The organism is Paucibacter sp. M5-1 (assembly GCF_027498415.2).
Classification (GTDB): Bacteria; Pseudomonadota; Gammaproteobacteria; order Burkholderiales; family Burkholderiaceae_C; genus Roseateles_E.
On sequence record NZ_JAPZLM020000001.1, the window covers coordinates 5,791,083 to 5,814,334 of the forward strand.

Here is a 23,252-nt window from a genome sequence, read left to right on the forward strand (position 1 = left end):
TCAAGTAAAATCAATGGCTTATGCGTGAATTCGGGATTTCCCGATGTAGTCAAACTACACAAACAACGAGGGCTAGACGATACTTTGGCCAACGCCGCCGCTGAGCCTTGCTTTTCTTGCTCATGCGGCATTCTTGCCCCGGCCACCGGGCCCCGCATTGATGAACACCCCTATGACCGCCAGCGCTCAACTTGGCCACCGCCCGGCCGCCTCGCCCATGAAGACAGACGCTCTCCAGACCGCATTCAAGACCGCCGTCCAGCACCAGCTCGACCAATCGTCGGAGGGCAGCTGCCGGCAGGCCTCTTCCGACATGCTCTTGCGCGCCGCCGCCGCGGCATGCCGCGAACTGCTGGCGCAGCGCTGGGCCGCGACCCAGGCGGCCGATGCGCGGCGCGGCGCCGGCGCGCCGGTGCGCCGGATCCACTATCTGTCGATGGAGTTCCTGATGGGCCGGGCCCTGTCCAACGCGCTGGCCGCGCTGGGCCTGGATGACACGGTGCGCGAGGCCTTCCTGACCCAGGGTCAGGCCTTGCCCGATGTGCTGGAGCGCGAGCCCGACGCGGCCCTGGGCAATGGCGGCCTCGGCCGCTTGGCGGCCTGCTTCCTGGATTCCTTCGCTGAAGCAGGCCTGCCGTCCTTCGGCTATGGCCTGCGCTACCAGTACGGCATGTTTGCCCAGGCCATCCAGGGTGGCCGCCAGGTCGAGGCGCCGGACGACTGGATGCGCGCCGGCAACCCTTGGGAGGTCCACCGTCCCGAACTGCGCTATCCGGTGGGCTTCGGCGGCCGGGTCCTCGTGGAGGAGGGGGGCGCACGCCGCTGGCTGCCCGCCGAACGCCTGGTGGCCGAAGGCTATGACTTCATCGTGCCGGCCCACCACAGCGAGCGCGTCTCGACCTTGCGCCAATGGCATGCAGCGGCCGCCGATCCGATCGACTTCGCGGCCTTCTGCCAGGGTGACCATGCCCGCGCGGCCGAACACCGCGTCGCCGCCGACGCGCTGAACTGGGTGCTCTACCCTGACGACAGCACCGAGGCCGGCCGCATCCTGCGCCTGAAGCAGGAGGCCTTCCTGGTCAGCGCCTCGCTGCAGGACCTGATCGCACGCCATCTGCGGGAGTTCGGTGATCTAGGCAGTCTGGGCAAGCTCAATGCCGTCCATCTGAACGACACCCATCCGGCGCTGGCCCCGGCCGAGCTGATGCGCCTGCTGCTGGACGAGCACGGCCTGAGCTGGGACGAAGCCTGGGCCATCACACGCCAGGCGGTCTCCTACACCAACCACACCTTGATGCCCGAGGCGCTGGAGACCTGGGGTGTGCGCATGTTCGAGGCCTTGCTGCCGCGCCATCTCGAGATCATCTACGAGATCAACCATCGCTTCCTGGCCGAGGTCAGGAAGCGCTTTCCGGGCGACGAGGCCCTGCCGGGCCGCGTCTCGCTGATCGACGAAGGCGCCGGCGGCGAGCGCCGCGTGCGCATGGCCGCGCTGGCCATCGTGGCCTCGCACAAGGTCAACGGCGTCGCGGCCCTGCATTCCGAGCTGATGGTGCAGACCATCTTTGCCGACTACGCGAAGATCTTCCCGGGCCGCTTCCACAACGTCACCAATGGCGTGACGCCGCGCCGCTGGCTGCAGCAGGCCAACCCGGCGCTGTCCCGCCTGATCGACGGTCGCATCGGCAAGACCTGGCGCCAGGACCTCGCGCACCTTGCCCAACTCAAGCCCCTGGCCGCCGATGCGGGCCTGGGTCGCGAGCTGATGGCCGTCAAACGGGCCAACAAGGACAGGCTGGCGGCCTTGATCCGCCGCGAGCTGGGCATCACCGTCAATCCGGACAGCCTCTTCGATGTGCAGATCAAGCGCATCCACGAGTACAAGCGCCAGCTGCTCAACATCCTGCATGTGATCAGCCGCTACCAGGCCATCGTCGCGAACCCGGATGCCCCGGATGGAAAGGGATGGGTGCCGCGCACCGTGGTGATCGCCGGCAAGGCCGCCTCCGCCTATGTCGCGGCCAAGTCCATCATCCAGCTGGCCCATGATGTCGGCCGTGTCGTCAACAGCGACCCGCGCGTCGGCGACAAGCTCAAGCTGGTCTTTCTGCCCAATTACAGCGTCAGCCTGGCCGAGACCATCATCCCGGCGGCCGATCTCAGCGAGCAGATCTCCACCGCCGGCACCGAGGCCTCGGGCACCGGCAATATGAAGTTCGCGCTCAATGGCGCGCTGACCATAGGCACCTGGGACGGCGCCAATATCGAGATGGCCGAGGCTTTTGGCGTGGAGAATATGTTCACCTTCGGCCTGCGCACCGAAGGCGTGGCCCAGATCAAGGCGCTGGGCTATGACCCGCGCCTGTACGTCGAGCAGAACCTGCAGCTGAAGAACGTCGTCGATGCGATCGCGCGCGGCGAGTTCGGCGGCGATGCGAGCCGCTACCGTGCCCTGGTCGACAACCTGCTGGGCCGCGACGGCTATCTGCTGATGGCCGACTTTGCCGACTATGTAGCCGCGCAGGCCCGGGTCGATGCGCTGTTCCAGCAGCCCGAGGCCTGGGCCGAGCGGGCGCTGCTGAACATCGCCGGCATGGGCTGGTTCTCGTCGGACCGCACGATTGCCGACTATGTGGAGCGGGTCTGGTCCGTCAAGAGCCTGAGCTGATGTCCGATCCGCTGCTCGCCGCCGAGGACCTGGCCCTGCTGGCCCGGGGCGAGCACCCGCGACCCTACCGGGTGCTGGGCGCCCACGCGCTGAAGCACCGGCGCCAGGCCGGCGTGCGCTTTGCCGTCTGGGCGCCGCAGGCGCGGCGTGTCAGCGTGGTCGGCGACTTCAACCACTGGGATGGGCGCCAGCATCCGCTGGAACTGCACGCCGAATCCGGTGTCTGGGTCGGCTTTGTGCCGGGCGCCAAGCCCGGCGACTTCTACAAATACGAGCTGGAAGGCCCGGACGGCCGCCTGCTGCCGCTGAAGGCCGATCCCTATGCGCGGGCCGCCCAGCTGCGGCCCGAGAGCGCCAGCATCGTTGCCGGGCCGGTACCTGACCGGCAAGATCTGGCCCCGACCTCGACCCGTTTGGCCGCCAACAAGCGCGATGCGGCGATCTCCATCTACGAGGTGCATCCGTCCTCCTGGCGGCGCGGCGCGGGCCAGTTTCCCAGCTGGGACGAGCTGGCCGCGACGCTGCCGGCCTATGCCGCCAATCTGGGCTTCACGCACATCGAGCTGCTGCCCATCACCGAGTTTCCTTTTGACGGCTCCTGGGGCTACCAGACCCTGGGCCTGTATGCGCCGAGCGCGCGCTTCGGTCCGCCCGAGGGCTTTGTGCGTTTTGTCGCGGCCTGTCATGCCCACGGCCTGGGCCTGCTCTTGGACTGGGTGCCGGCGCATTTCCCGGCCGATGCCCATGGCCTGGCGCAGTTCGACGGCACGCCGCTGTATGAGTACGCCGATCCGCGCGAGGGCTTTCATCGCGACTGGAACACGCTGATCCCCGACTTCGGCAAGCCCGGCGTGCGCCAGTTCCTGGCCGGCAGCGCGCTGTACTGGGCCGAGTGCTGGGGCGTCGACGGCTTGCGCGTCGACGCAGTGGCCTCGATGCTTTACCGCGACTACTCGCGGCCCAGCGGCGAATGGACGCCGAACGTACAGGGCGGGCGCGAAAACCTGGAGGCGATCTCGCTGCTAAAGCGCATCAACGAGACCTTGGGCGCCGAGGCGCCCGGCGCCATCAGCGTGGCCGAGGAGTCGACCAGTTTTCCCGGCGTCAGCGCGCCCACGGATGCCGGCGGCCTGGGCTTCCACTACAAATGGAATATGGGCTGGATGAACGACACGCTGGCCTATATGCGCGAGGATCCCATCCATCGCCGCTGGCATCACGACAAGATGACGTTCGGCCTGGTCTACGGCTTCAGCGAGAACTTCGTGCTGCCGCTCTCGCATGACGAGGTCGTGCATGGCAAGGGATCGATGCTGGGCAAGATGCCGGGGGATGACTGGCAACGCTTCGCCAATCTGCGTGCCTACTACGGCTTTATGTGGGGCCACCCGGGCAAGAAACTGATCTTCATGGGCCAGGAGTTCGCCCAGCCGGGCGAATGGAACCATGAGGCCGAGCTGCCCTGGGCCCTGCTGCAGGACGCTCGCCATGCCGGCGTGCAGCGCCTGGTGCGCGACCTGAACACCCTGTACCGCGCCGAGCCGGCCCTGCATAGACTGGACTGCGAGGCGAGCGGCTTCCAGTGGCTGCAGGCCGAGGATCGCGAGCAGTCGGTGCTGGCCTGGGCGCGCCGGGATGGGCAGGGCAGGGCGGTGATCGTCGTCAGCAACTTCACGCCGGTGCCGCGCCCGGGCTACCGCCTGCCGGTGCCGGCCGGCACAGCGTCGACGACCAAGGCCTGGCGCGAGCTGCTCAATACCGATGCCGAGACCTATGGTGGCAGCAACGTCGGTAATCTGGGCCTGGCGCTGGCCGCCGCTGCCGATGGCACCATCTCCCTGAGCCTGCCGCCACTGGGCACGCTCTTTCTTGTTCCGCAGTCATGATGATGAAACACCCACCATCCTCCCTTCCGATTACGCGGCGCCGGGCCTGCCTGGCCCTGCTCGCTGCGGCGGGTAGCGCCGGGGCCGCCAACCCGCCGGCACCACAGGTGGAAGCCTCGGCCCAGCAGGTCCGCTTCGGTCGTCTGGAGCGCTGGGTGGCACAGCCCTCGCGCTTTGTCGATGCGCGCCATGTCGAGGTCTGGCTGCCGCCCGGCTATGACGGCCGCCGCCCCCATGCCGTGCTCTATATGCACGACGGGCAGATGCTGTTCGACGCCGCGACGACCTGGAACCGGCAGGCCTGGCAGGTCGATCAGGTGGCTGCACCGCTGATCGCCTCTGGCGCGCTGCGCGACTTCATCGTGGTCGGCATCTGGAACAACGGCCAGCTGCGCGGCAGCGAGTACTACCCGCAGGGCTTCCTCGATCATCTGCAGCCGGCAGAGTTGCGCGAAGGCTTGGTGCGCGAGGGGCTCGGCGGCCGGCCCCGCGCCGATGACTATCTGCGCTTTCTGGTCGAGGAGCTGAAGCCGGCCATCGACGCCCGCTACGCGACCGAGCCCGGGCGCGATTCGACCTTTCTGATGGGCTCCAGCATGGGCGGCCTGATCAGCCTCTATGGCCTGTGCCGCCACCCGGAGCATTTCGGCGGCGCGGCCTGCCTGAGCACGCACTGGATCGGCGGCTCCGAGCGCCGGGCCGCCTTTCCGGATGCCGCGCTGGCCTGGCTGGAGCGGCATCTGCCGGCGCCGCAACGGGTGCGTCTCTATATGGATCGCGGCACCGTCGAGCTGGACGGCCGCTATGCCGAGGACCAGGCCCGCGTCGACGCCTTGCTGGCGGCCAAGGGCTATCGCGCGCCGGCCTTCCAGAGCCTGGTGTTCGAGGGCGCGCTGCATGACGAGCGCTCCTGGACCGCACGGCTGGACCGGCCACTGCGCCTGCTGCTGGGGAGCACGGCATGACGGCGCTGCGTCTGCCCGCGGCGCTGGAGCCGGGCCGGCACGAGCCGCTGGGGGCCTTGGCGCGCGACGGCGGTGTCAACTTCGCGGTGTTCTCCGAGCATGCCGAGCGCATCGAGCTGTGTCTCTTCGATGCTGGCGGCCAGCGCGAGCTGCGCCGCTATGCCTTGCACGGCCCGCACGACGGCGTGTTCCACGGCTTTCTGCCGGGTCTGGGGACAGGTCTTGTCTACGGCCTGCGCGCGCATGGCCCCTACGAGCCCGAGGCCGGCCACCGCTTCAATGCCCACAAGCTGCTGCTGGACCCCTATGCGCGCGAAATCGTCGGCCAGTTCGGCTGGCGCGCCGAGCACCATGGCTATCCGCTGGGCCATCCGGACGGCGCCCGGGCCTTCGATACGCGGGACAACGCGCTGCATGCGCTGAAGGCGCGCGTGCCGGCGCCCGTCACGGATTCGCCTCGCAAGTCCGCGCCGAGGATTGCTCTCGCCGACGTGGTGCTGTACGAGGTCCATGTCAAAGGCTTCTCCAAGCAGCATCCGGAGATTCCGGCCGGGCTGCAAGGCACGTATGCCGGCCTGGCCCATCCGGCCGCCATTGCCCATTTCAAGGCCCTGGGCGTCACCACGCTGAGCCTGCTGCCGGTGCAGTACGCCATCGACGAACCGCATCTGGCCGACAAGGGTCTGCACAACTACTGGGGCTACAACACCCTGGGCTTCTTCTGCCCCGACCCGCGCCTGGCCCAGGCGGTGCACCGTGACGATCCCGGCGCGGTGGCGGCCGAGTTTCGCGCGATGGTCGCGGCCCTGCATGAGTCCGGACTGGAAGTGGTGCTTGACGTGGTCTACAACCACACGCCCGAGGGCAATGAGTTCGGCCCGACGCTGTCCTTCCGTGGCCTGGACAACAAGAGCTATTACCGCCTGGTGGCCGATGACAAGAGCCGCAGCGAGAACCTGACCGGCTGTGGCAACACGCTCAATGCGCAGCATCCGCGCGTGACCCAGTTCGTGCTGGACTCGCTGCGCTTCTGGGTCGAGGAGATGGGCGTCGATGGTTTTCGCGTCGACCTGGCGCCGGTGCTGGGCCGCGTCGAGCGCGGCGCCTTCGAGCCACAGGCCGCCTTCTTCACCGCGCTGCGCCAGGATCCGGTGCTGAGCGCGGTGCACCTGATCGCTGAACCCTGGGATGCCGCACCCGACGGTTACCAGCTCGGCCGCTTCCCGGGCCGCTTCCTCGAATGGAATGACAAGTTCCGCGATGCGGTGCGCGGCTATTGGCTGCAGAGCGAGTTGCAAGGGGGCAGGGTGGGCCGCGGCGAGTTCGCGCGCCGCTTCACCGGCTCCAGCGACCTGTTCTTCCACCATGGCCAGCGCCGCCCCACCGCCTCGGTGAATTTCGTCGCGGTGCATGACGGCTACACGCTCCATGACGTGGTCAGCTACTCGCACAAGCACAACCAGGCCAATGGCGAAGACAACCGCGACGGCCGCGACGGCGAACTCAGCGCCAATTTCGGCGTCGAGGGGGCGAGCGAGGATGCGGCGATACGCGCCACCCGCGAGCGCGTGCGCCGCGCGATGCTGGCCAGCCTGCTGCTGGCCCAGGGCACGCCGATGCTGAATGCCGGCGACGAGATCGCCAACAGCCAGGGCGGCAATAACAACGCCTACTGCCAGGACAACGCCACCGGCTGGCTGGACTGGGCGGCCGCCGATGCGGACCTGGCTGCCTTTGTGGGCCTGGTCTTGCGCCTGCGTCGCGAACACGCGCTGCTGCACCATGGTCGCTGGTTCGTGCCGCCGCCCGGTGGCCGGGGAGACGCGAGCGTGAGCTGGTACACGCCGGGTGGCGCCGAGATGCAGGTCCATGACTGGCATGAGGGCGGCAGCGCGGCCTTCGCCTGCCAGCTGCGCTGCCCTGATGACCGCGCGCAAGCCCTGGCCCTGGTGTTCAATCCCGAGCCGCAGCCGCTGCCCTTCACGCTGGCCCAGGGGCCCTGGCAACTGCTGCTGGACAGCAGCGGCGAGCTGAGTCCCAACTCGCAGTCGGTGAGCCTGCCCCTGAACGTACCCGCGCGCAGCCTGCTTCTGCTGCGCGCCGTCTGAGAGAGTGAGAGAAAAGAAATGGATCTGAACCAACGCATTGCCGGCGTGCTGCTGCACCCGACCTCCTTGCCCGGCCCGCACGGCGCCGGCGATTTCGGCCCGGCCGCCTACCGCTTTGTCGACTGGCTGGCCAGCGCCGGCCAGCGCCTGTGGCAGCTGCTGCCGACCACGCCGATAGGCCCGGGCGACAGCCCCTACCAAGGCGTCTCGGCCTTTGCCGGCAACCCCTGGCTGGTGGCGCTGGAGCCACTGATCGAGAAGGGCTGGCTGGCGCAGCCTGATGTGCCGGACTTCGATCCCTTGCAGCTGCAGTACGCTCGCGTCTTGCCCTGGCGCGAGCAGCAGCTGCGCGCCGCAGCGGCCGGCTTCGTCGCCCGCGCCAGTGCCGCCGACCGTCGCGACTTCGCGCAATGGTGTGAGGCCGAGCGCAGCTGGCTGGACGACTACGCGCTCTTCATGGCGATACGCTCGCCGCTCAATGGCCAGCCCTGGTGGGCCTGGCCGGCACCGCTGGCCCGGCGCGAGCCGGCCGCGTTGGCGGCGGCGCGCCAGACCCATGCCGAGGAGTTCGTCTTCTGGCAGTTCGTGCAATGGTGCTTCGATACGCAGAGCGCCGCGCTGAAAGCCTATGCCAACACGCGCGGCGTGCACCTGATGGGCGATCTGCCCATCTTCGTCGCGCACGACAGCGCCGACTGCTGGTCGCGCCCCGATCTCTACCATCTGGACGAGCAGTTCCAGACCACGGTGGTGGCCGGCGTGCCGCCCGATGCGATGTCGGCCGAGGGCCAGCGCTGGGGCAATCCGCTGTATCGCTGGGAGCGCATGGCGGCCGAGGACTACGCCTGGTGGACCGCGCGCGTCAAGCGCGCGCTGAGCCAGGCCGATGTGTTCCGCATCGACCATTTCCGCGGTTTCGCCGGCTATTACGAGATCCCGGCCGCCAGCCCCAATGCGCAGCAGGGCCGCTGGGTCACGGGGCCCGGCCGAGCCTTGTTCGAGGCCATCGAGAAATCGCTGGGCAAGCTGCCCATCGTCGCCGAGGACCTGGGCTTCATCACCGACGATGTGCACGAACTGCGCGAGAGCTGCGGCTTCCCCGGCATGAAGATCCTGCAGTTCGGCTTTGGCGGCGACGGCAGCCACGAGTTCCTGCCCCATATGTGGCCGCGCGACAGCGTCGCCTACACCGGCACGCATGACAACGACACGGTGCGCGGCTGGTGGGGCCAGGCCGGCCCGCGCGAGCGCGCCTTCGCCGGCTCCTACCTACCCTGTGGCGACCACGATGTGCACTGGGCCATGATCCGCGCCTGCAGCAACTCGGTCGCGAACATCGCGGTATTCCCGCTGCAGGACGTGCTGGGCCTGGGCAGCGAGCACCGCATGAATGTGCCCGGCGTGCTGGGCGGCAACTGGGGCTGGCGCTTCAGCTGGGCCATGCTGGGCGCCGACTGCGGCAACGAGCCGGCCCGGGTGCTGGGGCTGATCACGGCGGCCAGCGGGCGGGGGAACTTCGAGCTTTTGCGGCTGCCTTGCTGAGGAGGGGGGCTAGGTTGGGGCTTTGGTCAGGCGGAGAGACGGCGGAGCGACCTGGAGCAGGCGTAGCGGGCGGGGGAGGCGGAGGTTCACATTAGAGAAGCGCTGATGCACACGTATTGCGTGAGAACTGTTGGAGAGCGCGTAGCTGTTTACTAACTCGCCCTGCGCCTAGTTCATGTGCTTCACTTTCTCCCTCCCGGCAGTGGACAGATCAATACCTGCTATTGCGATGCTGTGCTTTTGATCGGAGGTTCTGCAAGGCCGGTGGCACGTCTCTCGGTGTGTCGAACCCTTTATGCTTGCCCGCAGGAGGCGCCGCACTGCGGCGACGGCTTTTGCGTATGAGCAAGAAAGACGAAACCTACCGCGACCCCCTCAAGGGCACCCAAGTCATGAGCACTATCGCCACTGGAGGGGGTGGCGGTGTCTTTCAGGCTCGAGTCGGAGCGCTCTACCTGGTCAACATGCTTACCGGCTTGCCTACAGCTTTCAGCTCACACGGCAGTCGCGTCGAATTGTTGCGGTTCGAGGCTCGGTATGTGGGAGCGCATACGGACGACATCTACTGCCAACTCAGGGACGTCAGCGGCACCTGGCTGCAACTCATCCAATGCAAGCGAGGGCTCAATGCAACGGTTGGCAACAGCGAATTTGTCGATGGGTTGCACGGGGCGTGGAGAGACTTCCTTGGGCTGGGGGGGAGCCCGTTCGACCGCTCATGTGACATCTTGGTCCTAGCAACGATTGCGCCTGCGACTGCGGCCAATCAGGCCGCCAAGCGACTCTGCGAACTCTCTCGTGCCTCCCTTGACCTTGAGGACTTCCTGCTCAAGCTTGACTCCAAGCTCTTTGACCGCAAGCACAAAGATACTTGGGAGGCCTTTAGAGAGGTATCGAGAACCGCTCTTGCTGACAAGTACGCCGATGATCTGGTCTTCCAATTGCTTCGCCGCCTGCGCGTTGACGTTCACGACCTTGGTACCGACTCTTCGCAAGAGCTCAGTCTGGTTCAAGCTCTCCTGACTTCCGGTCTATCCGGCGACTCAGGCGAGCTGGTGTGGGATGGCTTGTTCTCCTACGTCTTCGAGCAAGGCATCACGGTCGGCACGGTCACTCGGGAAACGTGGCCTTCCACCGCCAAGGCCGGTTTGCAGGACGCAGTGCGCCGCCTAAGCATCAACAGGGGCCTCAGCAACGTCGCAGACAGATTTTGCGAACGAGCGCGCCTTCAACTCGCGCTCATCTCAACGGAGCTTCCCAACGGATCGCACATCTCGCGTGGCGAGTGTGTCGCCCAGGTGCTGGCAGGCCTCGATGAACGGCAATTAATAATCATCACCGGCGGTCCAGGTGCGGGCAAGTCGGCCGTCATCTCGAAGCTCGCACCGTTGCTGCGTGAGTCCGGCCCGCTGTTCTTCTTCCGAGCCGACGAACTCGATTCGCCGAGCTTGGCGTCAGTTCAGTCGCTCAATGGCTTACCTGACGCAGTTCTTGGAATGGCGAGTTTCTTGCGCTGCGGGAGGACCACTGTCGTCATCGATTCGCTTGAAAAGGCCCTTGAGGCACAGAACCCAGGTGCGCTCATAGAGCTGCTTGCACTCGTTCGCCAGAACAAAGGAGCGCGGCTGTGTGTCACTACCCGTTCTTACGGACTCAACCCGCTCTACTCAAACTTCCTCGCCGGATTCTCCCCCCAGATCGTCGACATTCCTTTGCTCACAGACACGGAGGTTGCTGCTGCGGTGGCTGGGAGCGTTCTTGAACAGATGGGAGTTAAAGATTCGGGTGTGCGAGAAGTTCTCCGGGCGCCTTACTACTTGCAACTTGCCTTCATCTACAGCGCAGGAGGCACAGCTCTACCTCAGGCTTCAGGCAATGACTTGCGCCTGCGGCTGTGGACGGAACGAATTGCTCCTAGCAAAGGCTTGCCCGCAGGGATGGCGGCTCGCCGCCGAGACGCCTTCGATTCGATCTGCTACGCACGAACCGAGCGCTTCTCGCAGTTTGTCGAGGCGCCGGCCGATGTTGAAGCCGTTTCCTCTCTTTTAAGGGACGCCGTGCTGGCAGAGGATCCAGCGCGCCGGGTGGCCCCTACCCACGACGTTCTGGAGGACTGGTCACTCTTCTTCCGGGTCGAGCGAGAGGTGCGCGGTGCCGAGCGCGACTGGGTTTCGCTATTTGCCAAGCTCGGATCACACGCCGGCATGCGAAGGGCATTGCGCTCATGGACAGCGCAACGATCTGCCGAAGGAGATAGTGACGCTTATGCACTGCTCGAAGCTGCACTCAAGCAGGACTCGACCATTCCGCAACTGTGGCGAGATGAGGTGACCATCGGGCTTTTGCGTTCAGAGCGGGTCGAGGATTTGACAGGAAAGCTTGGGGGCAATGTCGGCCTTAGCGATGCGAGCTTACTGCAGAGACTGAGTCACTTGCTGCGGGTTGCTTGCAAGGGGCCAACGTCGATCGACTACTCCGGCTTGGCAGATGACCCTGCAAACAAGGAGTTCGTGGTGCGGCTGGGGATGGCCGCGCCGGTTGGTAAAGCTTGGGACGTTGTCGTTACGCTGGTTGCAAAGAATTTCCCGCACCTGCCACCAGAGAGTCACTCGTGGGTCGTGCAGTTGGCGGAGGATGCAACCTCTCACGACGCCAACTGGCACGAGCCAAGCCAGAGGGTGGCTGACGTCTTTGGTATCGCGGAGCACTTCTGCTGGCGCGACAACGACAACTGGTACCGCGAGCAATCCATCGGCAGGCGCTTCTATGCGCTCCTATGCCGCACCTCAGGAGCGGACCCCGTGCGGTTCAAGGCGTTCATCGATTCGTTGCTGCAACGTCTCGCGCGCGACCATGACGGCCGCGACTTCTGCGCTGAAGAGCGCCTGGAATTCTTAGTCAACTTCAAGACCTGCAGGGAGCCAAGCTTCTTCGCCCCTGACCTTGTGCGAGAAGCGTTCTGGGGGCTTTACACCAAGGACAATTTGGAGACTAAACGCCATTTCCGCGCGGATGGGTGGGAGGCGGACCTTGGACTCAGCGATCGGGCAGATCACGAATTCTTCCCGCCCTCTGTCTTGCAGGGACCATTCCGTTCGCTTTTGCTCTATTCCTTTGCAAAGAGCGTGCGATTCGTCATCGACCTGTGCAACCACGCTGCAGTGTCGTTTGCTAAGGCAAACCCGAAGGAGGTCTCGATCATCCCGTCGGAGCAAAGTCCCAATGGTCGACCGCACATCCACGACTGGCGCCTCTGGGTTGCCTACCGCGCCCACTCGGTCACCAGTTACATCTTGAACTGCGCGCTGATGGCTCTCGAAGAGCGTTTGTTGACTGAAGCGAGAGCGCAGCCCAAACGCATGTCGCAGGTGATCGAGATCATCTTGGGGGCGGGAGAGTCGAGCTTAACGACTGGCCTCGTGGCAGGGGTTCTGATGGCTCAACCGGAACTCGTCACAGAGAAGATGCTCTGTATCCTCAATTGTCCGAGGTTCTTCGCCGACGACATGGCTCGCAGTGTTCATGAGCCTATGTCCCTGGCTATTCACGGCGGCCATGACGGTCTGGACAATGAGAGACAGAAAGAGCGCATAGCCAGCAACCGACTCCCGCATCGGCGGCACAACCTAGAGGGGCTTACGCTCCAGTTGCAGTTCAACCGGCCGGACCTTCGGGATGCAGTTTTTGCGATCTTGGATAAGCACTTAGAAGACCTGAAAGGAGCAGCAGAGGTGCCCGACGGATGGCGCATGGCTCTCAAGCGGATGGATGCGCGCGGGCTGAAGCTTGGCGAGCCTATAGGCGACGGAAAGTTGGTGCCCCTGGAGATTGCCAACCTCGAACCCGACTTGCAGCGGGTAAGCGAGCGGGCTCAGGAAGGTATGCAACGGATGAATCGTCTAAGCGCGGTGCGTCTGTGGGTAGCTGCTGTTACAGGACGGCACTCGACTGCCGAGCCTGATACCGCTGAACGCTTCTCATCGCCCGCAGAGCCTTACGAGGAGTTCCTTCGTCTGCGGCCCGAGTTTGAAGGCCAGGAGAGCGCGATGCTTCTGGGTCTCGAAGACGAACTGGCTTGCGCCTTAATCCAGAAGTGGCCGGTCGACACGTCAGCCCCGCTGCAGTGGGCTAGGACCTCCTTGCTTGAAGTCGCTGCACAACGCGAAGACAAGGACGCATGGTTGCACCGTGACCCATCGGCAGGGGAACTCCGTGCTCGAACGGTTATCCTGCTTGCAGGTGTCGACGCAAACCTGCCCAAGATGCCAGAAGCCTTGGCCAACATCATCACCGAGCCGGTTTGGAAACTGCGCCGGGCTGCTGCCATCGCCATCTCTGAGGTTCTAAGACCAAAACAACCGGTTCTGGCGAACGTGCTGACCACGGCCCTTTCGCAGTATGCAGAAGCACTCGATGCGCGCGGACGAACTCGCGACGTAGTCGATGAAGCTCGGGCGGCCACCACCGAGGCCTTGCTCGAGGCCCTGCGGGAGATGAAGCCCGGTGTGCGCTCCCGGCCCAAGAGCTTGGCGGCCGTCAAGGAATGGACGATTGCCCTTGATGCTGCGCGCAGCGAGAAGCCGGGCATGTGGAGAGTCGAGTCGCTCATGGCGCTGGTGCGGCTCATGGCCGACGTGGAGGGCCGGCCCAGGGCGAGGCGGCACGATCCCGACTACGTCGACTTCGAGGCTCGCTGGGAGACGGGAGACTTGATGGCGGCAGAGCTGATCGCACAAACGACGGACCAATCCCCATTGTTCGAAACGCTTGACTACTGTATGGAACACGCTCCTGACCTCAGTGAAAGAGTGCTGGAGTCCACTCTGAGTGCGTGCATGAAGCAAGAGTTCGCGAACGCCGATGCCCTCTGGCGGGTGTGGGACCGAGCGACCGCAAAGATTCTTCCTGACGAGTCACTGAGGACCCGAACCAGGCGGTCCTACAGCAGATTCGATAAGGCACTTTCAACGCTGCTGTTCTGCTCTGTTTCTTGGCCAGAGACCTGGCACGACTTGCCATTGTTCCGGTCCCGACAGAATTACATCGCCAACTGCCTAACCACTGTGGGCGACAGTAGGCCGGCGCTCGAGAACCTACTGATGCTCATGGCAGGAGTAGGAAGGGTCACTGCGGTTCCAATGGCACTTCCTCAGCTTCGCGATGCTCTTGGAAGGGCGCCCGCCGACTTGTTCGACGACGGGAACAGCTTATGGCACGCAGAAACTATCTGTCGAGTTGCAGTCCACGAACACCGGGAGGTGCTCCTCAAAGACATCAATCTGCGGAGAGCAACGCTGGATGTTCTCGACCGGCTCGTCGATGCTGGGTCTTCGCTCGGCTTTCAGCTTCGAGACTATTTAGCGACCTCGCCTGCGAGTTAAGCCGGCCGGGCCACTTAGCGAAGAAGAATCTGAATGCGCAAGTCAAGGAGCAGATGTATTTGAGACAGACAACGATCCTCTCGGCCGATAAGGTGGCAATGCGGGCTCGGAGCTGTAGAAGATAGGCTGGAACACTCCTCCGCGTTCAGATTGTTCTGCGAAGTTTCGCTCCTGGCCGCGAGTGCTCGATCAAGCCCGTCGTATCCAGTCCGCGCCCGCATCCTCTGCAGTCTCGCCGCTCGGCTACTCGATCCTCAGCATCACCGGCCCTGCGCTCTATTGCCGAGCGAAATTCTTGCGCAAAAGCGGGCACGATAAGAGGGGCCTGCTCCCACCCCGCGCCCTCAAAACCGCACCCGTCGCCGCAGCCGGCGCTCAAGTATCCATCGTCCCCTTGCCGTCCTTGACCACCTTGCTCCATTTGGCGGTTTCGGTCTCGATGAAGCGCTTGAGCTTGTCGGCCGAGCCGCCGCCATCTTCGGCGCCGTACATGTCCAGCTTCTTCTGCACATTGGGCATGGCCAGCGCGGTGTCGACGTCGCGGTTGACCTTGTCGTTCTTGGCCTGCCGGCCCGAGCGCTGGGCCTGATCACGGCGGCCAGCGGGCCTGTCCTGCCCTGCAGGCCCTGAAGCGGTCCTTGAAGCCCTTGCCCGCCGGTTCGCGTGTACCGATCGCGCCCACTCAGCGCGCCAGCGCCGCGACCATGCGATCGGCCACATTGATCCGGTCGGACAGTGTGCGCAGCAGGAAGGTGTCGAACGCGATCGCCACGGCAGGTCGCTCCCGCCGCATGCGTTCGTAGGCTGCGCGCGTGAGCGTGTAGCGGCTCGCCGGACCTTCGGTCGACACGGTGGCCGAACGCGGCACGCCACGGAAGAATCCCATCTCGCCGACCACCGAGCAGGTGGTCACGACCCGGGTGCGCACGGTGCGGCCGGTGTTGGCATCGGTCACATCGACCACGAGCCGGCCGGCTGCCACGAGGTCGATCTCGTCCGAGTCGTCGCCTTGGGCGTACAAGACCTGGGAGCTGGCGACCTCGTGTCGTTCCAGGTAGGCGATGAAGTCTTCCGCAGACACGCTGGTTCCGAGCTGCGATTGCAGCCACGCCTCGAATCCGTCCTCGCCGGCGTCGGGCGCACGGCCCGCGCGCTCCAGCACGCGCTCCTCGCACCAGGCGAGCGCGGTGTTGAGATCGGCGAACGGCGGCGGCCCGCCCTGGGGGGCGGCGACGCTGCCGTTGCGCCCGAGTGCACGCGCGACGGCCGGCGCCATCGCTGCGAGCAGCAGCACCGTGCCTCGCTTGTCGCAGTGATTGCGCAGCTTGCTCAGGCTCACCACGGCCGACGCATCCACGCCGGTCACCAGACCGAAGTCGAGCAGCACGTGGCTGACCGGCAGCGAGGCACGTGCGTCGAGGTCGCGGCGCACGCGCTCGAAGAGCCCCTCGCCGGAACCGAAGAACACATGGCCGGCCAGCCAGTAGATCTGAATGCGCTCGCCATGGTCCGCGAGGTAGCGCTCGTCCGCCGCCGTGCGGCTGACATTGCCGGTGAACTGGGCGCGCGACAGGTGCTGGCGCACGACGCCGGTACGCGCACAACTCGCCGCAAACAGCAGGCAGGCACCCACCACGCCGCCGATCACGCCAGCGAGGTAGCCGTAGCGCACGCAGGCCGCGGCGATGGACACCGACAGCAGCAGATCGAGCCAGGCACGCTGGGCCAGCAGCCGCGCAAGGGCCTCGACCAGCAGATTCCAGCCGAGGTAGAGCATCAGGCCGGCCACGACGGGCAGCGGGACCAGTGCCGGGACGTCCGCGTGCGTCAGCCCCACCAGCAACAGGATCGCTCCGCAGAAGACACCGCTGCGCCTTGCCGCACCGCCCGCCTGTTCGAGCAGGCGGCTCGATCCGAGCTGCACGCAGGCCGCGATACCGCCCAGGGGTGCGGCGGCCAGGGTCGCGACGCCATGTTCACGCAGCTCGCAGTCGAGATCGCCGGTGGTCTTGCGCATCGACTCGAGCGTCGCGGTCTTGGTGACGATGGAGACGAGTGCCACGACGGCCGCGGCCGCGAGTTCCGGCACGAAGCCCGCGAGCAGGGCCCAAGGCACGGCGACCGAGCGCGCGGCGTCAAGCGGCGACCAGGCAACCAGCGCGCCCGGCGAAGGCAGGTACCAGCCGGACCCGGCGCTCGCGAGCCCGTTCCGATGCAAGAGCAGGTGGCCGGCGGCCGTCACAGCGAGCAAGGCAATCGGCATCGCCAGCCCCGAACGGACCCAGCGCCGCAGCGCCAGCATCAGACCCAGCATCGCGGCCGCGCAGGCCAGTCGGGTGAGCTGCCCGCCGCTCCAGGGCGCGAACAGCTCGCTCATCGCATGGCCGCTGCTCATGCGCACACCGCCCGCGAGCAGCAGACAACCGGTGGCCGCAAGAAAACCCGCGACGACAAACGAGGGCACGAAGCGCATGTAGTGCCCCCAGCGCAGCAGCCCAAGCGCGAGCAGCAGGGCGCCGGTCAGCAGGGTGGTCGCCGTGAACAGCAGCAGTACCGCGTTCACAGCCGTCTGCGTGCTGCCGCCGGCCGCCAGCACGGCCGCACCGGCACTGGCCGACAAGAGCACCAGCACCGCGCCGGTGGCGGAGTCGATGACGGCAGCCGTCGGCGGCAGCGAAGTGCGCCACGCGAGCCAGATGCCGGTGATGCCGCCGCCCACGAGCATCGCCCAGACGGCCACCGGCGCGCCTGGAGACAGCGCGCCCGGGAACATCAGGGCCGCGAACGAGACCACGTTCGCAATCAGTGCCACCGAGCCGACCAGACCGGCCAGCAGGTCACGCAGCAGCGCACGAACGTGCTCGCCAAGCGCCGCGGCCCACTGGGTTGCCATCTTCTGTTCCGCCATGCTTTTCCCTTCCCGGCCGTGCACGGCCCGATCGACTGGATGCCGACGCTCAGCCCGCCGGCCCCGCAGGCGCTTCACTCCCCACATCACGCTGGGCCCACGCCGCGACGATCTCGCGGTGGTGCGGGATGTTCTGCAGGAATCCCTGGCGCAGCGCGGCGTCGGTGCTGTTGCGGCTGATCGCGTCGGCCTGGGCCATCAGTGCACCGTGGGCGCGGACCAGCCAGTGGTCCGCGCGCGGGTCGCCGGCGCGGGCCAGGGCCTGGTGGCAGCTCAGTTCGACCTGGCGCTCGTCGATGTGGTCCAGCGAGCCGCCGGCGGCCACATGGTCGAGCACCGGCTGAAGCGCGGCCAGCGCGCCGGCGGTGTCGCCTTCGGCTAGCGCCACCCGCGCCAGGCCGGCACTGGCTTCCTGTTGCAGCGGGTGGTCGATCTCCAGCGCCCGCTGGCGCGCCTGGGCGTAGTAGGCCCGCGCAGCGCTGCCGTGGCCCAGCGCCAGTTTGGCCGCGGCCAGTTGCAGCGTGGCCAGTATTTCCTCGTCGCGCGCCTGCGCTGCCACCGCGATGTCCCGCGCCGCGCCGGCCAGCACCAGCGCCCCCGCCGCGTCGCCCTGCCACAGCGCCACCACGCCCAGCATGCACAGCGTCGTGCCTTCGACCACGCGGTTGCCGTCGGCGCGCAGCAGTTGCAGCGCCGCACTCAGATCACGCTGGGCCTGCGCCAGGTCGCCCAGGTTCAGCCAGCCCACGCCCAGGTTGGACAGGCCGATGGTTTCGTTGACGCGGTCGCCGGTCTCGCGGTAGATCTGCAGGCTCTGCCGTGTTGCGGCGAGGTAGCCCAGCATGTCGCCCTGCGTGGCGGCGGCGATGGCCAATACGTTGAGTATGGGTGCCTCGACATCGCGCAGCCCCAGGCTGCGCGTCTCGGCCAGGCCCTGCAGCGCGAGCGAGCGGCCGCCCTCGAAGTCGAGCTGCTTCACCCGCGCCCAGGCCAGCAGCCGCAGCGCATGCAGTCGCCGGCCGTCGTCGCCGGCCGCCGCCGCGCAGGCCATGGCCTGGCGTGCCGCAGTCTCGCCGGTTGTCCAGTCGGCCATGCGCATCGCGCGCAGGCTGCGGCGCCTGGCCGCATGAGCGCGCCGGCGGTTGTCGTCCAGCGTCTCGGCCAGCTGGGCCAGCGCGTCCAGGTCGGTGGCCTGCTCGGTCCGGCGGGCCTGCAGGCCCAGCGTCTTCTCGCGCACGCTCAGCAGCCGCCAACGCAGTTCGGCACCGGCCGTCGTCGCGGGCGGCACCTGGCCCAGCAATGCCAGCGCCCGGCCCACGTGCGCCAGTACCCGCTCGTGGGCAAAGCGCTGCCCCGCCTGCTCGGCGGCGCGGGCGTGGAACTCGGCGGCCCGGGCCGCGTCGCCCGCCTGCTCGAAGTGCTCGGCCGCGAGGCCCTGCAGGTCGCCGGCGCGCAGGCCGCCCCGTTCGGTCAGCAGCGCTAGCCACTGCGCAACCTTGGCGTGGCCTTCGCGCCTGGCGCGCTTGAGCACGGTGTCGTAGGTCACCTGGTGCAGCAGCTGGTGGCGAAAGGCATATTCACGCAGGTCAGCGCGCAGGCCTTCCAGCACCGCATCGGTGCGCGGCAGGGTCAGCGCGCGCCGCGCCAGCGCCGGCAGTTGCTGCGCGGCCTCCGCCTCCACGGCGGCCAGGGCCTGGTCCCAGAATACCGCGCCCACCACGCTGGCCTGCTGCAGCGCATGCTTCTCGGGCCCTGGCAGACCGTCCAGGCGCGCCTGCAGCACACCCGTCAGCGTCGACGGCACCTGGGTGGACAGCAGGCGCTCGGCGTCGATGGCCCAGGTCTCGCCGGTGCGGATGGCGCTCTGGTCGATCAGCATCCGCAGCAACTCCTCCATGTAGAAGGGATTGCCTTCGGCGCGCCCGACGAGCAACTCCGACAGCCCCGGCGGGATGCCGGGCAGCTTCTTCAGCAGTTCTTCGGCCAGCAGCCGGCTCGTCGGCAGATCGAGCGGACGCAGGTCGATGCGCTGGTGTTGACCATCGCTGCTGCGCCCGCCGGTGCGTCGCTCGAACAGCGTCGGCCGCGTGAAGGCCAGCAGCAGCAGCGGCACGTCGCGGTTCACGTCGGCCAGGTGGTCCAGAAAGTCGAGGGTCTCGTCGTCGGCCCAATGCAGATCGGTCAACTGCAGCACGACAGGGCTGCCGTCGCTGGCGCTCAGCCGCCGGAACACTTGCGCGGCGGCATGAAAGGCGCGGTTGCGGATTTGTTTGGGATCCTCGGCGATGCCCTGGATGTGGCGGCTGTCCTGCCACTCGATGCCGATCAGGTGGCCCAGCAGGTGGGCGTGGGCTTCGGCAAGATCAGCGCCGTCGTCATGCAGAAAGAGCGGCACCACGCCGTCTTCCATCTTTTGGCGCGCGACCTCGACGCTGTCGTCATCGCGGATCTGGAAGCGCCAGGTCAGCAGGTCGCGCAGCAAGCCATAGGCCTGCAGCCCGGTCTGGGGCGTTGCGCGGCCGCGGAACAGATGAAAGCGCTCAGGCTGCTCCTCGCTCCAGGCCTCGAACTCGTGCTGCAGCCGGCTCTTCCCAACGCCCGCCTCAGCCACCACCGTCACCGCAGCCAGCCGGCGGTCGGCAAACAGGCGCTTGAAAGCGGCCTGCAGGGCCTGCAGTTCGGTGTCGCGGCCGACCATCCGGGTCGCCACGCCTTCGATGCCGCGCGTGCCGACGCGGAAGTTGCGTGGCTTGGTGCTCTTGACCAGGTAGCTCGGGATCGGGCGGTCAACGCCCTTGACCATCAGCGGCGCCTGCGCCTGGACATCGAACAGGCCGCGCACCTGCGCGTAGCTGTCGTGGCTGATGCGCAGCGCGCCGGCCGGGGCGGTCTGCTCCATGCGGGCGGCGATGTTGACGGCAATGCCGCGGATGCTGGCGTCGCCGTCGACCCCACCGCCGAGCAGCACGGCGCCGGTGTGCAGACCCACGCGGACGTTGAAGCCGGCGTGGCCGTAGGCGGACTCGACTTCGGCGCCGAGCTGCCTGCCGAGTTCGAGCAAGGCCAGGCCGCAGTGCACGGCGCGTTCGGTGTCATCCTCGTGGGACTCCTCGGCACCGAAGGCCGCCAGGATGCTGTCGCCTGCGTACTGCAGCACCTTGCCGTGGTGTGCCTGGACGACGATCGTGCCGCGCGCAAGAGCATCGTCCATCACGGCGCTGATGGTTTCGGGGTCGAGTCGATGGGAGAGGGTGGTCGAGCCGACCACGTCCAGGAACAGGATGCTGACCTGCCTGAGGGTCTGGGCTGCCTCGGCAGGCGGCACTGGCTCAAGCAGTGCGGCCAACTGGGCCTTGAGCGGCGCCACCGCCATGTCCACCACCGCGTCGCCCAGCAAGCCGCGCTGGGCCTCCAGCGCCTGGATCGCGGATCGAAGCTGTTCGTGCTCGGGCGACATGGGTGCTGAGCATAGCAACGCGAGGTCGAGTGCGCGAGGCCTTGCGCTTGCGGGGGGCTCGAAGGATGGATGACTGCAGCCGCAGCGGTGAGGCTTGCTCAGGCCGGCGCGCAAGCCGTCACGGCGCCTTGGCGTAGGCGGCCATGAACACCCGAACGGCTTCCCGGAGCAGAGCCTTGTTCTCGCGCGCGTCGGGCATGTCGAGGATCAACAGCCCGCGGATGTGGCCATCGCCAAGAAACATCGACAGGAACAGGTCGGCCGCCTGACGCGGGTGCCTGATGTGCAGCGCGCCCTGCGCGTCAGCGCGGCGCAGATAGGCGGCCAGGTCGCCGATCAGTCTGTCGGCCCCTTGCCTGTAGAACGCCAGGCATGCCTCGCGCTGCGTTCCGGCGGCGCCGTATAGCGAGCGAAACTGGCCCAGCGCATCTTCCTCACGCGCCAGTGTGAGGAACTGCGCGCCGATGGCCAGCAGCGCCTTCTCGGGCTGCTCCGGGTCCAGCGCCTCCACACCGGCCAGCCCGCCCATCACGCGATCGGTGCGATCACGGATCACCGCCTCGAACAGACCTTCCTTCGAAGCGAAGTGGCTGTAGATGGTCATCTTCGAGACGCCCGCGTCGCTGGCGATGGCGTCGACGCTGGCCCGCTCGAAACCTTGCGCGTCAAAGTGGCTCCTCGCCGCTTCCATGATGCGCCTCAGGCGTTCGGGGTCGCGCGGTCGGCCGCGACGCGGCGCTGGTGCAAGGTCGTCCTCGATCTTTGGCATTGGCAAATTTCTGTACTTGACAGTCCAGTATAGCTCGCTACACTTAGTGTACTTGTAAGTACATTATATGAAGCCAATGACAACGCCCCCCACGCGCTGCGGCCCTCATGCCGGTTCTCGCTTGATCCGTCTGACGCCGGCCGTCGCGGCACTGGCGTTCCTGTCGGCTTGCTCGGGGGTGCCTCTGCAACCCCTGGTCCCGCCGATGCCGCTGTCCGCCACATTTGCTCAGGCCGGGCCGGCCGCCGCGTCCGCCCAAGGCCTCGATGGCGCATGGTGGGCCGGCTACGGCGATCCGACGCTGACGACGCTGATCGAGGAAGCCTTGACGGCCAACCAGGATGTGGCGATGTCTCTGCAGCGCGTCGCTCAGGCCCGCGCGGGCCACGATGCCCAGGGCTCTCGTCTGTGGCCCACCGTGGGCGTACAGGCGTCCGCCTCGCACAGCGACAGCGGACTGCCCGGGCCGGTGAAGCAAGGCATGCCCGACACCCGCGCGCTGCGTGCCGGTGTCGATCTGGCCTGGGAGATCGACTTGGCCGGTGGCGTGCGCGCCGCGCGCGACGCGGCGCAGGCCGATGCCGCCGCCGCCAGCGCCGCCGTGAATGGCGCGCGGTTGCTGGTGGCCAGCGAAGTCGCACGACAGTACTTCGTGCTGCGCGGTGCCGGGGAGCGGCTGCGCATCGTGCAAGCCCTGGCAGCGGCTCAGCGTGAGACAGCGAGCCGTGTGCAGAGCCGTTTCCGAGAAGGCCAGGCCAGCGCCTTCGACCTGGACCGGGCACGTGCCGAGGCCGATGCGCTCGATGCGCAAGTGCCGGCGCTGCGGATGCTGGCCGGCACTTCGCAGACACGACTGGCCGTGCTGCTGGGCCGCAACCCCTCGGTCCGAGTTGTCGGCGAGACCGATGTCTTTGCATGGCCCGCCGCGCGGCAGATCGGCACCGGCCAGCCCAGCGAACTGCTGAGGCGCCGTCCCGATCTGATCGCCGCCGAGGCGCTTGTCGCAGCCCAGACGCTGCGCGGCACCGAGGCACGCGCGCAATGGTGGCCCAAGCTCTTTCTGAGCGCGCTCGTCGGCCGCCAGGACCTGCGCCTGAACGCGCTGGATCTCGCCCCGGTGCGCTTTTCCAACGTCGCGCTGGCCTTCGCCGCACCGATCTTCGACGCCGGCCGCATCGACGCCGGCATTCGTGGTCAGTCCGCTCGCGCCGAGGAGGCGTTGCTGGTCTGGCAGAAGGCAGTACTGGTGGCCGTGCAGGAGGTGGAGGACAGCCTGCTCATGCGTGCTCAGGAAGCCGAGCGCACCGCCGCGTTGGCCCGCACCGTCGAGCACCGCCGCCGCTCGCTGCAGCGCGCGCAGTCGCTGCAACGCGAAGGACAGATCGATTTGCTGGTGTTGCTGGATGTGCAGCGCTCTGTGCTGTCCAGCGAACTCGCCCTGTCGGACAGCCGCCTTCAGCAGCAGCTGTCCGAGGTGCAGCTCTACAAGGCCCTGGGTGGCGGTCTCGCGCCAACCCAGGTCAGCGCCGCCATACCTTCTTCTCTTGCCGCAAGGATGCCCCAGTGAA

11 protein-coding genes are annotated in these 23,252 nt (G+C 66.9%); 7 read left to right on the plus strand and 4 right to left on the minus strand.

All coding sequences use genetic code 11. The features are described from left to right. The first annotated feature begins 217 nt into the window (after positions 1 to 217). From O5M90_RS27400 to O5M90_RS27425, 6 genes are all read left to right on the plus strand, one after another. Entirely contained in the window at positions 218 to 2,668 is a 2,451-nt protein-coding gene (locus O5M90_RS27400; RefSeq protein WP_269840808.1) for a glycogen/starch/alpha-glucan phosphorylase, read from the plus strand. Beyond that, complete coding sequence (glgB, locus tag O5M90_RS27405; protein WP_269840807.1) at positions 2,668 to 4,554, plus strand: 1,4-alpha-glucan branching protein GlgB; 1,887 nt, start codon at positions 2,668 to 2,670, stop codon at positions 4,552 to 4,554. Before O5M90_RS27400 ends, glgB begins: the two co-directional genes overlap by 1 nt. Before the next feature lie 2 nt (positions 4,555 to 4,556). Continuing rightward, the gene (locus tag O5M90_RS27410) at positions 4,557 to 5,519 is read left to right on the plus strand and encodes an alpha/beta hydrolase (RefSeq protein ID WP_262968032.1); all 963 of its coding nucleotides are present in this window, start codon (positions 4,557 to 4,559) and stop codon (positions 5,517 to 5,519) included. Next, entirely contained in the window at positions 5,516 to 7,627 is a 2,112-nt protein-coding gene (glgX, locus tag O5M90_RS27415; RefSeq protein ID WP_269840806.1) for a glycogen debranching protein GlgX, read from the plus strand. The genes O5M90_RS27410 and glgX overlap by 4 nt, the downstream gene beginning before the upstream one ends. An 18-nt stretch (positions 7,628 to 7,645) precedes the next feature. Beyond that, positions 7,646 to 9,169, plus strand: coding sequence for a 4-alpha-glucanotransferase (malQ, locus tag O5M90_RS27420; protein WP_269840805.1), 1,524 nt, complete (start codon positions 7,646 to 7,648; stop codon positions 9,167 to 9,169). 341 nt (positions 9,170 to 9,510) lie between these two features. Further along, positions 9,511 to 14,550, plus strand: a complete 5,040-nt coding sequence (locus tag O5M90_RS27425; RefSeq protein ID WP_440402488.1) for a hypothetical protein — start codon at positions 9,511 to 9,513, stop codon at positions 14,548 to 14,550. A 375-nt stretch (positions 14,551 to 14,925) separates the two neighbouring features. Here the strand turns inward: O5M90_RS27425 and O5M90_RS27430 are convergent, their stop codons facing one another. From O5M90_RS27430 to O5M90_RS27445, 4 genes are all read right to left on the minus strand, one after another. After that, positions 14,926 to 15,270, minus strand: coding sequence for a tripartite tricarboxylate transporter substrate-binding protein (locus O5M90_RS27430; RefSeq protein ID WP_269840802.1), 345 nt, complete (start codon positions 15,268 to 15,270; stop codon positions 14,926 to 14,928). Continuing rightward, complete coding sequence (locus O5M90_RS27435) at positions 15,233 to 17,458, minus strand: SulP family inorganic anion transporter (protein ID WP_440402489.1); 2,226 nt, start codon at positions 17,456 to 17,458, stop codon at positions 15,233 to 15,235. The genes O5M90_RS27430 and O5M90_RS27435 overlap by 38 nt, the downstream gene beginning before the upstream one ends. 49 nt (positions 17,459 to 17,507) lie before the next feature. Next, positions 17,508 to 20,915 carry an ATP-binding protein gene (locus O5M90_RS27440; protein WP_269840799.1) on the minus strand — a complete coding sequence of 1,136 codons (3,408 nt, stop codon included), beginning with the start codon at positions 20,913 to 20,915 and terminating at the stop codon, positions 17,508 to 17,510. A 118-nt stretch (positions 20,916 to 21,033) separates the two neighbouring features. Next, on the minus strand, positions 21,034 to 21,684 hold the full coding sequence (locus tag O5M90_RS27445) for a TetR/AcrR family transcriptional regulator (RefSeq protein WP_269840798.1): 651 nt from the start codon (positions 21,682 to 21,684) through the stop codon (positions 21,034 to 21,036). A gap of 76 nt (positions 21,685 to 21,760) precedes the next feature. Here O5M90_RS27445 and O5M90_RS27450 point away from each other — a divergent pair, with 76 nt between their 5' ends. Next, positions 21,761 to 23,251 (plus strand): efflux transporter outer membrane subunit, encoded by a 1,491-nt coding sequence (locus O5M90_RS27450; protein ID WP_440402490.1) that lies wholly within the window; start codon positions 21,761 to 21,763, stop codon positions 23,249 to 23,251. Position 23,252 lies beyond the last annotated feature (1 nt).